This window comes from Sphingopyxis witflariensis (assembly GCF_002205635.1).
GTDB classification, from domain to species: domain Bacteria; phylum Pseudomonadota; class Alphaproteobacteria; order Sphingomonadales; family Sphingomonadaceae; genus Sphingopyxis; species Sphingopyxis witflariensis.
The window spans coordinates 1-13606 of sequence record NZ_NISJ01000016.1 but is presented as its reverse complement, the minus strand read 5'-3'; the positions used below and the strand labels follow the sequence as shown (position 1 = coordinate 13606).

General features: G+C 62.7%; 17 protein-coding genes. 14 read left to right on the top strand and 3 right to left on the bottom strand.

Translation table 11 applies throughout. The features are described 5' to 3' along the window. Window positions 1-42 precede the first annotated feature (42 nt). From CDQ91_RS19510 to CDQ91_RS19485, 7 genes are all read left to right on the top strand, one after another. Window positions 43-2715, top strand: a complete 2673-nt coding sequence (locus CDQ91_RS19510; RefSeq protein ID WP_088474381.1) for a DUF3987 domain-containing protein — start codon at window positions 43-45, stop codon at window positions 2713-2715. After that, complete coding sequence (locus tag CDQ91_RS19505) at window positions 2708-2944, top strand: hypothetical protein (protein ID WP_144036828.1); 237 nt, start codon at window positions 2708-2710, stop codon at window positions 2942-2944. The genes CDQ91_RS19510 and CDQ91_RS19505 overlap by 8 nt, the downstream gene beginning before the upstream one ends. Then, window positions 2928-3509: a hypothetical protein gene (locus tag CDQ91_RS19500; RefSeq protein WP_088474379.1), complete on the top strand. Its 582-nt coding sequence runs from the start codon at window positions 2928-2930 to the stop codon at window positions 3507-3509. Before CDQ91_RS19505 ends, CDQ91_RS19500 begins: the two co-directional genes overlap by 17 nt. Before the next feature lie 196 nt (window positions 3510-3705). Further along, a complete protein-coding gene (locus tag CDQ91_RS21360; RefSeq protein WP_158213731.1) occupies window positions 3706-3873 on the top strand; it encodes a hypothetical protein in 168 nt (55 codons plus the stop codon). Window positions 3874-3888: 15 nt separating this feature from the next. Next, complete coding sequence (locus tag CDQ91_RS19495) at window positions 3889-4155, top strand: HNH endonuclease (RefSeq protein WP_088474378.1); 267 nt, start codon at window positions 3889-3891, stop codon at window positions 4153-4155. Window positions 4156-4297: 142 nt separating this feature from the next. Continuing rightward, complete coding sequence (locus CDQ91_RS19490; RefSeq protein ID WP_201791923.1) at window positions 4298-5482, top strand: site-specific DNA-methyltransferase; 1185 nt, start codon at window positions 4298-4300, stop codon at window positions 5480-5482. A 99-nt stretch (window positions 5483-5581) separates the two neighbouring features. Further along, complete coding sequence (locus CDQ91_RS19485; RefSeq protein ID WP_144036827.1) at window positions 5582-6109, top strand: hypothetical protein; 528 nt, start codon at window positions 5582-5584, stop codon at window positions 6107-6109. Window positions 6110-6206: 97 nt separating this feature from the next. Here CDQ91_RS19485 and CDQ91_RS19480 read toward each other — a convergent pair whose 3' ends face one another. Beyond that, window positions 6207-6686, bottom strand: coding sequence for a thermonuclease family protein (locus tag CDQ91_RS19480; protein ID WP_419722575.1), 480 nt, complete (start codon window positions 6684-6686; stop codon window positions 6207-6209). Between the two features lie 18 nt (window positions 6687-6704). On the opposite strand from CDQ91_RS19480, the gene CDQ91_RS19475 reads away from it, so the two are divergent. Next, complete coding sequence (locus CDQ91_RS19475; protein WP_088474374.1) at window positions 6705-7187, top strand: phage terminase small subunit P27 family; 483 nt, start codon at window positions 6705-6707, stop codon at window positions 7185-7187. A gap of 23 nt (window positions 7188-7210) precedes the next feature. Here CDQ91_RS19475 and CDQ91_RS19470 read toward each other — a convergent pair whose 3' ends face one another. After that, window positions 7211-7705, bottom strand: a complete 495-nt coding sequence (locus tag CDQ91_RS19470; RefSeq protein WP_088474373.1) for a hypothetical protein — start codon at window positions 7703-7705, stop codon at window positions 7211-7213. Window positions 7706-7824: 119 nt separating this feature from the next. On the opposite strand from CDQ91_RS19470, the gene CDQ91_RS19465 reads away from it, so the two are divergent. The 6 genes from CDQ91_RS19465 to CDQ91_RS19440 all read left to right on the top strand — a co-directional run bounded on the left by CDQ91_RS19465 (window position 7825) and on the right by CDQ91_RS19440 (window position 13517). Beyond that, a complete protein-coding gene (locus CDQ91_RS19465) occupies window positions 7825-9678 on the top strand; it encodes a terminase large subunit (protein ID WP_201791922.1) in 1854 nt (617 codons plus the stop codon). Beyond that, window positions 9678-10913 (top strand): phage portal protein, encoded by a 1236-nt coding sequence (locus tag CDQ91_RS19460; RefSeq protein WP_088474372.1) that lies wholly within the window; start codon window positions 9678-9680, stop codon window positions 10911-10913. Before CDQ91_RS19465 ends, CDQ91_RS19460 begins: the two co-directional genes overlap by 1 nt. Then, on the top strand, window positions 10910-11506 hold the full coding sequence (locus CDQ91_RS19455) for an HK97 family phage prohead protease (RefSeq protein WP_088474371.1): 597 nt from the start codon (window positions 10910-10912) through the stop codon (window positions 11504-11506). Before CDQ91_RS19460 ends, CDQ91_RS19455 begins: the two co-directional genes overlap by 4 nt. Before the next feature lie 98 nt (window positions 11507-11604). Then, complete coding sequence (locus CDQ91_RS19450; protein ID WP_088474370.1) at window positions 11605-12864, top strand: phage major capsid protein; 1260 nt, start codon at window positions 11605-11607, stop codon at window positions 12862-12864. 75 nt (window positions 12865-12939) lie between these two features. Beyond that, window positions 12940-13140, top strand: coding sequence for a hypothetical protein (locus CDQ91_RS19445; protein WP_088474369.1), 201 nt, complete (start codon window positions 12940-12942; stop codon window positions 13138-13140). Beyond that, window positions 13137-13517 (top strand): head-tail connector protein, encoded by a 381-nt coding sequence (locus tag CDQ91_RS19440; protein WP_088474368.1) that lies wholly within the window; start codon window positions 13137-13139, stop codon window positions 13515-13517. Before CDQ91_RS19445 ends, CDQ91_RS19440 begins: the two co-directional genes overlap by 4 nt. Here the strand turns inward: CDQ91_RS19440 and CDQ91_RS21105 are convergent. Beyond that, a partial coding sequence (locus tag CDQ91_RS21105; RefSeq protein WP_144036679.1) for an integrase catalytic subunit occupies window positions 13514-13606 on the bottom strand: 93 nt, incomplete at its 5' end. The two genes, CDQ91_RS19440 and CDQ91_RS21105, sit on opposite strands and share 4 nt — an antisense overlap.

Below are 13606 nucleotides of genomic sequence, written 5' to 3'. Positions count from 1 at the left end.
TTCGGCGGAGTTGCAGCGCCGGGGTGATCGGGAGTCCATATAATGGCGACCGAGGCCGATAACATTCACAAGCTCGCGCCGTCGTGGAACGCGCGCCAGGTCGTCACCTTCAACGGCCAGCACGATACGCGCATAACAACCGGCGGCGAATATGACACGCGGACCCTCGCCAGCCTGTTCGCGCTCGAACCGGGCAATGCGGACAAGCTGGACGGGCTCGCATTCATCCCCAGCAGCTACAGCGCCCACGACGCCCGCAGCCACGCCACCCAGCGGTCTGACGGGGTCTTCGTGGCTCTGTGCGGCGACGTTGACCATGGTGACCACCCGCTGCACCGCATCGAGTCCATGGTGCGCGGGTTTGCCAGGGACGCGGCCTGGCTGATCTTCTCGACCGCCCACGCCCGCGCCGATGACAAAAGGTGGCGCATTGTCATCCCGCTTGCCCAGCCGATAGGTTTTGATGATTGGCACGACGCGCAGCACGCCTTTTTCAATTTCATGGAATATGGCGGCATCGATATGGACCGCGCGCTCGATCGCGCCGGCCAGCCCGTCTATCTACCCAACGTCCCCGATCACCATGCCAAAACCGGCGAATTGCTCCGCGACGATGACGGGGCGCCGCTGTTCTATAAACGCGCGACCACCGGCACCAATGCCCCAGGCCTGACCACAGACGGCCCGCTCGCATCCGGCATGGCCGCGATCGCCCGCAAGCGCGAGGACGATGAGGCAGAGCGCAAGCAGATGCGCGAGGAGGCAGCCCGGCGCCGTGCCAATCGTCCGCGCAATGACGACGCGCCGATCATGGAGGAGTTCAACCGCGGCACTCCGGTTGCGAACCTGCTCGAACTCTACGGATATAAGCAAAGCCCGCGCAATCCGGCGGATTGGCGCTCGCCGCACCAGCAGAGCGATAGCTACGCGACCCGTATCGTCGAGGATTCCTGGATCAGCCTGTCGGCCAGCGACGTGGCGTCCGGCCTTGGTCAGAAATGCCAGGCGGGGTGCTTCGGCGACGCCTATGACCTTTTCGTCCATTTCGAGCATAGCGGCGATCATAAGTCGGCTTTCCGCACGCTCTATCAGGAGCGCCGCGCCGCTCAGCCGCAGCCATATAGCGCGCCGCCGGCGATGCACCCTGACGATCCGGGCATATGCGCCGAAGATATCGATTCGATGAACGCGGTGGGTGGCGAGGTTTTCGACCAACCAGAAGCCGTAATCGACGAAGCGGATTATCCCGACCCGGTAGATTTATGGGCGCGTTATGATCCCGCCGTTCTGCCGCGCGGACTGCTCCCTGACGTCATCGAAAAATATGCGGAATCCCAGGCGGAACTCATGGGTGTGGATCCCGGCGGCATTGCCATGTCGGCGCTCGCCGTCTGCTCCGCCGTAATTTCGGATCGCATTTGCGTACAGGTGAAACAGCACGATCCCTCGTGGAAGGAAAGCGCCCGTCTATGGGTGGCGCTGATCGGTCCTCCGAGTGCCAAGAAAACGCCGATCATGTCCGCAGCCACCCGCCCGCTCAACCGTTTGGACGCCCAGCTTTTCGCCGAATACATGGTGAAAATGGACGCCTATGACGAGGATCAGGCGAGGAAAAAGACCGAGCGCGAGGGCATCCAAAAGCCTTTGCAACGTCGATTGCGTATCAGCGATGCGACGGTCGAAGCCGCCCAGGAGGTCATGAAAGGCTCGCCTGATGGCATCTTGTCGGTGCAGGACGAGCTATCCGGCTGGTTCGGCGCCATGGATAAATATGGATCGGCCAAAGGAGCGGCGGGCGACCGGGCCTTCTGGCTGCAAGCCTTCAACGGCGGCGAATATGCGCTTAACCGCGTTGCTCGCGGGGCCGCGCTCATCCCGAACCTATCCATATCCGTCCTTGGAGGAATCCAGCCGGAGCCTCTGCGTCGCCTGGTAGGGGAATCGGTCGATGACGGCCTTGTGCAGCGCCTGTTGCCAATTCCGCTTCACCGGGCATCTGTCGGCATTGACGCGCCCCGCAGTGGTGAGGTCGAGGCCTATGAGCAGCTTGTTGTCGATATGTGGCAGCTGCGGCCGCACGATCATGGCGCGGAGGCTATGCGCTTCGACCCCTTAGCGCAGGAAATACGCCGCGAGCTTGAGGAAAAACATCACGAAATGATGTCGACCGAGGTCATCTCTCCCAAGATGGCGTCGCACTTCGGCAAATACGACGGCATATTCGCCCGGCTGTGCGTCCTGTGGCACTGTATCGAGGCGCAGGGGCTCCCATGCGCGCCCAGCGTCATCACAGCCGCCACCGCAGCGCGTGTGGCCAAATTTATGCACGAGTATATCGCGCCGAACGCGGTGGCCTTTTACTGCGGGATGCTCGGCCTTGCAGATGACCATGAAACGCTCGTGGATCTCGCGGCGCACATCGTCACGCATAAGCTCGACACGGTGAACAGCCGGGTCATTCAGCGCGCAGGACGGGCTCTGAGGTCTCTCACCAGCGATGACAGCCGGAAGCTGTGCGAGAAGCTGGAAAGCATGGGCTGGCTTATCGAGGCCGGACCTGTGGCCCGCAGCAACACGCCGCGCTGGGCAGTCAACCCGATTGTGCATTCCCGGTTCGTCGAACGGTCGGCGAAAGAGGAGGCGCGCAGGGCAAAAGCGCAGGCGGCAATCAAGGATGCAATCGCAATGTCAGCCAAGGGAGCCGGCGATGAATAGGATGATGAAAATTAGCGTGGAGGCGGTTGTGGCGTCAAAAAATGGCAGTTTTTCGTTCCAGTTGTCACCAGTTGTCCCTTGTGTACGCGAGCAGAAGTATATTTTGAACTTCTTCTCTCTTTTTCGCCCGCGTGATGTTTTCACCTCGCGCCCGCACAAGGGACAACTGGTGACAACTGCCATCGACGCTTCCGCTGCTGGAGGTGCGAGCGATGGCGCGCGGTCGTAAGCGGAAAGCCGGGCGCCGGCACCCATGCGGCAAGCTGGTTCGGGCCAGTGTTGGCGAAACCCAGCGCGACGCAGTCGCCACGGTGCTGCAGGCCCGCCAACGCCATTATGGGGTGACGGCGAAGCAGGCCAGGGACGTGCGACTGGGCACCGCCCTGGGCCGCCTCTCCTTTGCTGGCAAGATTGCCGCTGACCAATATGCGGCAGGCGAGATGTACGGCGAGATCGTGGCCCGCAACCGTGCGGTCATGGGTCTGCCCATGGACCAGCCCCGCTCCGTGACCGGCTTGCTGATCAACGAGGGCATTTTCGGTGGCAGCGCGCCTGATCATGACCCGGCCTTGGTCGAGAAGGTTCGCCGCCGCGCTGCTGCGGCAATGATGATGCTGCGCACCGCCGACGCGGATGCGCCTGGCGCCGTCGATCGCAAGCCCAGCACCCTCGTGCATGCGGTGGTTTGTCATGAGGTGGACGCAGCGAACTGGCCTGCGGCTGATATCGTCAACCTTGGCCACGGTCTTGATGCGCTGGTGCGTTTGTTCGGGGACCGCAGAGACAGTTCGTGATGGGTCCCCTCCCCTACCAAGTTCAGTAACAAACTGAATCTACTATATTATTTGTCGTTTTCCATTGACCAATCTTGCCAGATGCCGTAGACCTTCCGAAATAGAGAGTTAAGAACTGCGCCCGGAGCCCCCCAGCTTCCGGGCGTTGTTTCGTTTCCGGGTTGCGTGATGTCCAGCCCTGCAACATGGGAATGGCATGACCGACGAGGACCTCAGGAAAGTCATTGAGGAAGTGGTGCAAAAGCTTCCCGATCTCGTGCGCGCCGATCTGGCGTCGCGTGATCCCTCGGTGCGCCAAAGTGCGGAAGAGGTCGTAGCGACCAAGATCATGCTGGCCCTGGGCGAGTTACGGGCCGCTTCCTGACGCAAGGATGGCGATATGACAGACCGATTGCGTGGACGCCGCGCGGTTGCCCAGCGCCTGCGCCGTCTCCGTTCCGAACCACTCTGCCGCGATTGTAAAGCCAAGGGCATCATCACAGCAGCGACCGTGCCCGATCACATCGTCCCGCTCACCCAGGGCGGCGGCGACGACGACAATAATATCCGCTGTCTTTGTGCTGACTGCCACCAGGTCCGCACCGCCGAGCAGTTTGGATATCGCAGGCGGATCGAGGTCAATGCCGACGGTTGGCCCTGCGCCTGACCCCGGGGGGGCGGTTCGCTCTCAGTCGCTCTCGGTAGGGAAACCGCCGGGGATCAGAACTTCACGCAGCCGCGAGTTAACGACCGGGGGTCACATGATGAATTGGCCGGCAGATAAGGTCGAACGCAGGAGCGTTTCGGCATTGGTGCCCTATGCCCGAAATGCCCGCACCCACAGCGAGGACCAGGTGGCGCAGATCGCCGCCTCGATCCGTGAATGGGGCTGGACTGTGCCGGTGCTCGTTGACGAAGATGGCGGTCTGATCGCCGGGCACGGACGGGTGCTTGCTGCGCGCAAACTGGGCATTGCCGACATCCCCGTCATGGTCGCAGCCGGTTGGACCGAGGCCCAGAAGCGGGCCTATGTACTGGCCGACAACAAGCTAGCGCTGAACGCCGGCTGGGACGCCGCACTGCTCGCGCTCGAGCTGACGGACTTGCAGGCCTTCGATTTCGATCTGGGGCTCACCGGCTTCTCCGATGACGAACTCGCGGCGCTGACCGCCGACAAGACCGAGGGTCTGACCGATCCCGACGGGATTCCCGAGGTGCCAGCCGACCCGGTTGCCAAGCCCGGCGATGTGTGGATTCTCGGCAAACATCGTCTGGTCTGCGGCGACAGCACCGATGCCGACACCGTCGCCAAAGCGCTGGACGGGGTCATCCCACATTTGATGGTCACCGATCCGCCCTACGGCGTCGAATATGATCCGGCATGGCGCGAGCAGGCCGGCGTCGCGGCTAGCGGTTCCGCCAAAGGCAAGGTGCTGAACGACGACAAGGCAGATTGGCGCGAGGCTTGGGCTTTGTTCCCGGGTGACGTTGCCTATGTCTGGCACGCTGGCCTGTTTGCCGGTGTCGTTGGGGACAGCCTTGCGGCCTGCGACTTCCAACTCCGTTCCCAGATCATCTGGGACAAGGGCCAGCTCGTTCTATCCCGCGGCGACTATCACTGGGAGCATGAGCCTTGCTGGTATGCCGTCAAAAAGGGCGCCAAAGGCCATTGGGCCGGCGACCGGAAGCAGACCACCATCTGGCATATTCCCAAGCCCAAGAAGAACGAGACCGGGCACGGCACCCAGAAGCCCGTCGAATGCATGAAGCGTCCGATCGAGAATAATTCCAGCGCGGGCCAGGCCATCTACGAGCCATTCTCGGGGTCTGGCACCACGATTATCGCCGGCGAGATGACCGGGCGTGCGGTTCACGCGATCGAGCTGAATCCGGCCTATGTCGACGTGACTATCAAGCGTTGGCAAGACTTCACCGGCCAAGCCGTCACCCTTGATGGAGACGGGCGGACCTTCGCCGAACTCAGCGAACAGTAGCAGTAATGACGTGAACGGCCGCTGCCAGCCTCCTCTGCCGTGGCAGCGATATCCCGGCCACGCCGGCCTGGAGCCCACTGCATTCTTTGATGAGGACGGTTGAAGGATATTGATCCAGAAATACAAAGGCGTATGCTGCAGATGAAGCAATTGGAATGCATCATGCCCATTATTGAAACCTCCCACAAACTGTCCTCGGATCAAGAAGAGTACCGCGTCTGCTCCGGATCGTTCGTTTTCTTTCGCGTTATCGTCGGCGAAAATAGGTGCAGGCTCATGACTGCTACCGCTTCTGAGGATACAGGCGAGTACCGCGCTTTCGACGACCAAAAGCGTCTTCTGGATTCCACGCTCAGCGTCTTCGCTGACTTAGATATGGAAAGCGTTCTGAAAGAAGACCACGCTGGTAGGCAGTACCTCGAGACTGAGGTTTTCAATGACGCCAAAGATCTTGTCCATGTCGCCACTACGGTTCTCGATCGATTAGGCTTCGAAGATATCTCGGTCCTTGCGCTTCGAGAAATGAAGGCGGTCCATAATGAATTTTCTACCGATTATACCGGGGAGGACGCGTACCTGAGCGATGGAATGTGGGTGACGGCAGATGGGAGATTGGTGCAGCGATAGTTCGCTGCTGGGTGAGAACTGACATTAGCAGGGCTTCACCGGCCAGGCCGCTACCCTCGAAGGTACCAGACGAACTTTAATGCAATCGGCGTTATCGTTAGCATCGATGATTCCGCCAGTACCGATCCCATCGCAGCGCCCAGCCACCCCTGACCATTGCGCAGGACAGGTCGCCGGATTTCGGGGATACGCACCAGGCCGCAGTCCGCGAACCACCAGCGCCACCTACGGAGCGGCACCGCAGTGCCGGACCGGTCACCAGTATATGTCCCTCCCGGGACGCGCCGGTCGGGCGGCCGATCAGGCCTACCAGCGCATCGCGCGCCTGCTCAGCCGATGCGTCGGGGCACGGTTGACCGGGCCGGCAGCTGCCGTCTGCCTCGCGCGCTGCGATGCCGGACAGGCGGATGCGCGGGCCTTCGGCGCACCAGATCGGCCCGTCGCCGTCCCACACCCGGGTCGGCGTGCAGGTGAAGGTTTCCCCAGAGGGCGCGACGGCCGCAACGGCAAACAGCAGAAAATTGAAAATCGTCATGACCTTGGTGTTGGTGGTGGGAGCAGGCTGGTCACGACGCATAGTTGAAGGACCGTCCCAGTGAAACCCGGCACCAAACCCAAACCGACCCAGCTGAAGCTGATCGAGGGCAACCGCGGCAAGCGGCCGCTTAACGCCAAGGAACCCCGCACCGTCACAGCATTGCCGACGCCGCCGCCGCATCTCACCGCCGATGCGCTCGAAGAATGGAACCGGGTCGCCCATTGGCTACACCGTATCGGGCTCCTGTCTGAGGTCGATCGCGCCGCCCTTGCTGCCTACGCCCAGGCTTACGGCCGCTGGGTCCAGGCAGAACGTGCCATCGCCAAAATGGCCGAGAAGGACCAGCTCACCGGCGGCCTGATGATCAAAACCACCAACGGCAACGCCATCCAGAACCCGCTCGTCGGAACTGCCAACAAGGCCGCCGCGGACATGATGCGTTACGCCGCAGAATTCGGGATGACGCCCAGTGCCAGAACCAGGATTGCAGCCGAAGCGCCGGCGGAAAGCGAGGATCCCGCCGAGCGCTTCTTCGGCTGATCGGCGGGTGGATCAAACGGTGATTATTTCAGTTCAAGCTGCCTGATCTGGTTGACCAGATTTGCCAAGTCGTTTGCGATTTCCCGCATTTTTTCTTCGCCCAATATAATCCGTCGTTCGATCAGGGGATGTACGAGACCTGCATTATCAAACTGGATCTGGACTGTTCCGTCCTCCAAAACGAGCGCATCAGTCATCGCATGGGCAAGTTCACTGCGGAGTTCCGCGTAGGGCTGGAACTGGTCCATCTTTTCGATGATCCGTCCAGGGTTTTTGAATCGTTCGGGGCTCTTGCGCGCCAAGTCACGGATTTCATCTAACCTGTTTCCAAGCAGGACGAGCGCCGGACGACTTTTCCCGGATGTCGCAGGTGTAATGCTGGCCATCATCTGGGCAATCCATCGTTCGACCTGTGCGCAACGTTCGATCAATTTGCTTCGGAAGATATGCGCGGACTGAAGCGCCTTCTCGCGGCTGGCCGGCTCAGGCGGCAGTAAGTCTCGGGGCATGTCGTTCATGCCGCCGATATATCGGCGATTTGTTAATCATCGGTGGAGCGGAACGTCGGGGATATCGCCCAATATTGTGATTTTGGGCGGACAGGATGCGTACGCTGCGGAATTCGGGATGACGCCCAGTGCCAGAACCCGCATCGCAGCCGAAGCGCCGACGCAAAGCGAAGATCCCGCCGACCGCTTCTTCAGCTGATCGCACCACCGATTACGCCCGGGCCGTCATTGCCGGCGAGTTTATCGCCGGTCCGCATGTCCGCAACGCCTGTCGTCGGCATCTCGATGACCTGAACCGCACCGATGGGATCCGCTTCGACCCGGAGGCCGCAGCCCACGCCTTTGGCTTTTTCGAGGAGGTGCTCAAACTGTCCGAAGGTCAGTTCGACGGTCAACCCTTCCGGCTCGAACCGAGCCAGGCTTTCATCATCGGCTCGGTCTTCGGCTGGAAGCGTGCGGACGGACGTCGCCGCTTTCGCCGGGCCTATATCGAACAGGGCAAGGGCAATGGCAAAAGCCCGGTCGCCGGCGGCATCGGCCTTTACGGCATGACTGCCTGCAATGAGGCTGGCGCCCAGATCTATGCCGCAGCGGCGAAACGCGAACAGGCCGGCATCCTGTTTGCCGACGCGGTCAAGATGGTGCGTCAATCCCCTGCCCTTGCCAAGCGTCTGGCGTTTTCCGGCGGCGCGGGCCGCGAGTTCAACATCGCGCACCACGGCTCGGGCTCTTTCTTCCGTCCGGTGTCGCGCGATACCGGCAGGACCGGCTCGGGGCCGCGGCCCTATTTCGTGCTGGCCGATGAGATCCACGAGCTGCCCGACCGCTCAATCATCGAGATGCTGGAACGCGGCTTCAAATTCCGCCGCGACCCGCTGCTGTTCATGATCACCAACTCGGGCTCCAACCGCAATTCGGTAGCGTGGGAAGAGCATGAGCACGCGATCAAGGTCGCGGCGGGCAATATCGATGCCGTGACCGATCCCACCTATCTCGGCGAGGTCATCGACGATACGACCTTCAGCTACGTCTGCGCGCTTGACGAGGGCGATGACCCGCTCACCGATCCCACCTGCTGGATCAAGGCCAACCCGCTGCTCGGCGTTACCATCACAGCGGAGTATCTCACCGAGACGGTCGCACAGGCCAAGGCGATTCCGGGACAACTCAACGGCATTCTGCGGCTCCACTTCTGCGTGTGGACCGACGCCGAGACCGCCTGGATGACCCGGGCGACGGTGGAGCCCGCGCTCGCGGACTTCGAGATTTCCGATCACGCCGGCGCCCGTGCGGCGCTGGGGATCGACCTGTCGCAGAACAGGGATATCACCGCTCTGGCTGCCATCGTGCAAACGGGCGTGGTGGAGACTGGCGAGCACGCCGGCAAACCGCTGTTCGATGGCTGGGTGGAGGCCTGGACGCCGGGCGACACACTTGCCGCGCGCGAGCTGCGCGACAAGGCGCCCTACGCAACATGGGTGCGGGACGGATTCCTGCATGCACCCAGAGGCGAGAATATCAGCCTGCGGCAGGTCGCCCAGGCACTCGCCGACTATGACCGGATGTTCGCCATCAGCGTCGCCGCCTACGACCGTTATGCGTTCAGAAGGCTCGAGGAAGAAGTCGCCGAACTGGGGCTTGCCCTGCCTTTCGTTGAGCACCCCCAGGGCGGCACCCGGCGCGGCAAGCCCGCCGAGGGGATGAGCGAGGGGCTGTGGATGCCGGGCTCGGTCCGGCTCGTCGAGGAAGCGCTGCTCGAGCGGCGCCTGCGCCTCAGACGCAGTCCCGTCCTTGTCTCGGCCATCATGTCGGCCGTCACCGATGAAGACCGCTGGGGCAACCACTGGCTGGCCAAGGAGAGAGCCGTGAACAAGATCGATTGCGCGGTGGCGCTATGCATGGCGCTGGGCGCGGCCATGGGCAGCGTCGCCGCCATTCCCGTCTCCCCATGGGACGACCCCAATTTCCGGTTGGTGGCGTGATGGGCTGGCGTGACTGGCTCGGGCGCGAGACGCGGGCTTCGATCGAGAACCCGACCATCCCGGTAAGTTCCGAAAACTTCCTCGCCTTCTTCGGTGTCCAGTCGGGCAATCTGCCAGCTGTCACCATCGATAGCGCGCTCACCGTGCCGGCGGTCTCGGCGGCGGTCACCTTCCTGTCGTCGAGCATGGCGAACCTGCCGCTCCATGCCTATCGCACCAAGGGCGACGGGGCAGAGCGGATCCGCAGTGGCATCCAGCGGCTGCTCAATGAAGCCCCCAATCCGGAATGGACCAGCTTCGGCTGGCGCAAATATATGTGGCAGCAGGTGTTCACCGGTGGGCGCGGCGTGTCGTGGATCGAGCGCAGCGGCGCCAATATCGTCGGTATCTGGCCGATGGATCCGGCTGCCACCACGGTAAAGCGGGTCGAAGGCCGCAAATTCTATGCCGTTGCCGGCAAGGCGGCAGCCTATCCGGCCGCCGACGTCATCGACATTCCGTACCTCTTGAAGCGCGACCAGCTTGGTTCCTACAGCCCGATCATCAACGGCGCCAAGGCGATCGCGCTAGCGCTGGCCATGGGCGACTATGCCGGGGATTTCTTCGCGGGCGGCGGGGTTCCGCCACTCGCGCTGTCGGGTCCGCTGCCACAGGGCGCGGACGCAATGAAGCGGGCGATGGGCGATATCCACCGCGCCATCGAGGCGGCCAAGGCCAGCCGCAAGCCGGTGTTTCCGATGCCGCCCGGCCACGAGCTCAAACAGGTCGGGTTCGATCCCGCCAAGGGGCAGATGACCGAGGCGCGCCGCTTTCAGGTCGAGGAGATTGCCCGGGTCTATAATTTGCCGCCGGTATTCCTGCAGGATCTGACCCATGGCACATTTTCCAACACCGAGCAGCAGGACCTCCACCTGGTCAAACACCTCATCGCGCAATGGGCCAAGGCGTTCGAGGAGGAGCTCAATCTCAAGCTGTTCGGGCCCCGCGGCGGTGCACGCTATGTCGAGCATAATCTCGACGGCCTGATGCGCGGCGATTTTGCCGCCCGCATGGCCGGGCTCGCCCAGGGAATCCAGAATGCGATCCTTACCCCCGATGAAGCCCGGGCGCTGGAGAACCGGCCGCCGCGCCCGCAAGGGGACCAGCTCTACATCCAGGGCGCGACCGTGCCGCTCGGCAGCAATGCGGCCAGCGCCGGCGACGCCGCTGCCGTACCCAATGGAGATACCGTATGACGATGGAACGACGCGCGCTGGTGCGTCCCCTTGATGTCCGATCGGCCGGTGATGGCCCCACCATCGCCGGCTATGCGGCGGTGTTCGGTAGCGCCGCCGACATTGGCGGGCAGTTCCGGGAGATCATTGCGCCCGGGGCTTTCCGGGGCACGATCGCCGGTGACGTGCGCGCGCTGATAGACCATGATAGCGGGCGCGTGATCGGCCGTACCACGGCGGGCACGTTGCGGCTCGCCGAAGACGATGTAGGCCTCGCGGTCGAGATCGATCTGCCCGACACCCAGGATGGCCGCGACCTTGCCACGCTGATTGCCCGCGGTGACATCTCGGGCATGTCGTTCGGGTTCATCGTCACCCGCCAGCTATGGGACGAGACCGGCGATATCCCGGTCCGCACTATCCAGGCCGTCGATCTGCGCGAGGTCAGTGCCGTCGCCTTCCCCGCCTATGACGATACGTCCCTTGCGCTCCGCTCGCTTGAATCCGCGCGGACGGCGGCCGGACAAGCCCGCGCGGACCATAACCGCAAGCGCGCCGAGGCCCGCATTGCTGAGCGCAAGGCCGCTGCCGAACAGAGATTCCGCAAGATTTAACGAGATTCCCGCGCGTCAACGCGGAGCCCATCGCCTGCCCTTGGGAAAGGCATCGAGGTCGCCGTGTTGGCGGCCTTTTTGCTTTAAGGAATATTCTCATGACCACTGAATTGAACGACAAACGCGGCCGCCTCGTTACCCAGGCCCGCGAAGCCCTCGACGAGATCAAGGCCAACACCGACGAAAACCGCACCGCTGAACTGGAGGCGCGCCACGACATGATCATGGCCGACTTCGACAAGGTGGAAGTGGAAATCGCCCGCGAAGAGCGCACCGCAGCCGCCGAGGCCCGCGCCGATGAAGCGCGCGCCAGGCAGCGCCCGCACCCCAAGGACAGTGAAGCGCGCGGCGTTGATGAGGTCGAGGGCGTCGAATATCGTACCGCCTTCGCCAAGGCCATCTGCGGCCCGCTCGAAGATCTGACGCAGGAAGAGCGCGCCGTGCTGAACACGCATCGCGCCGAGTTCCGCGCCCAGACGGCAGGCACCACCACGGCCGGTGGTTTCACCGTCCCGACCGAACTGGCGAACCAGATCATCAAGTCGATGCTCGCCTATGGCCCGATGTATGACCCCGGCGTCACCACCGAAATGGTCACGTCGAGCGGCAATCCGATCAAAATCCCGACCGTCGATGACACGGCCTCGACGGCAGGGAAGCACACCGAGGCCACCGCGCTCACCGACGATGGCGGCAAGGACGTGGTGTTCGGGCAGAAGTCGCTCGATGCCTATGCCTATGACACCGAGTTCATCCGCTGGTCGTGGGAACTGGACGCCGACAGCATCTTCAACATGGAGTCGCTGCTGGGCCAGTTGCTGGGCGAGCGCCTGGGCCGCATCGCCAATCAGGAACTGACCATTGGCGACGGCACCGACGATCCGAACGGCATCGTCACCGCCTCTTCGCTCGGGATCACGTCGGCTTCGGCCACCGCGATCACGGCCGACGAACTGATCGATCTCGTCCATTCGGTCAATCGCGCCTATCGCACCGGCCCCAAGGTCGGCTTCATGTTCAACGACACCACCCTGAAAGTGCTCCGCAAACTGAAGGACGGCGAAGGCAATTATCTCTGGCAGATGGGCAACGTCCAGTTGGGCACGCCCGGCGCCCTGCTCGGGTATAATTACCACATCAACGACTCAGTCGGCTCGATCCCCGCTGTGGCGGCGGCGACTAAGGTCGCGCTGTTCGGCGACTTCTCGAAGTATTTTGTTCGCAAGGTCGGCGCGCCGGTCATCGGCGTGCTTCGTGAACGCTTCTGGCCCGACATGGGCATCGCAGGCCTGATCCGCTTCGATGGCGAGTTGGGCGACACCGCTGCGGTCAAGCACCTCATCACCAAAGCATCGTAACGGGATCGGGCGGGGCTCCGGCTCCGCCCTTTTCTGGAGCTGCGTGTCCGCGCCCTTTTGAAAAAGGAGCATCCGATGAAGGTCAAACTCACTGCCAGCCTGTCCGGCGCAAACGGCGCATGGAGCGCGGGCGACGCATATGAATGTAGCGACGAGGAAGCCTGCAGCTTGATCGCTGCCGGGTTCGCGGTGCCGGACGTCGCGCCCAAGGTCGAGCGGGCGGTGAAGTCGGTGCCCGAGCTGCGTGCCGGTGCCAGGAAGAAGACGATACCATGAGCTGGTATCCGGTGGTTCCCGTTGCGCCTGCGGTCGAGCCGGTCAGTCTTGCTGATGCCAAATTACAATGCCGGGTCATTGGCACAGACGAAGACGACGCGCTTGATCTGTACATCGCCTCGGCACGGGCGCACGCCGAGGCCTATTGCGGCGCGGCATTCGCAGAGCGGACGCTGGTGGCGCGTTGCGACAGTTTTACCGATTTGGCGCGGCTTCCGTTTGCACCGGTCAATTCCGTCACGACGATCACCTATGATGACATGACCGGTGTCCAGCAGACCCTGTCTGCCACCGTTTATGAATTGCGCGCTGACGGGCTTGATGCGGCCATCGTCCTGATGACCGGCCCCCACCGAGTGGTCCGGGTGGATTGTTAGTGCATTGACGCCTCCCTCGCCAGTGTTGGCCGTAGGTGGAGCGAAGCGGAACCGGAGGGCAACACTGGCGAGGGAACGGCCTCCGGCGC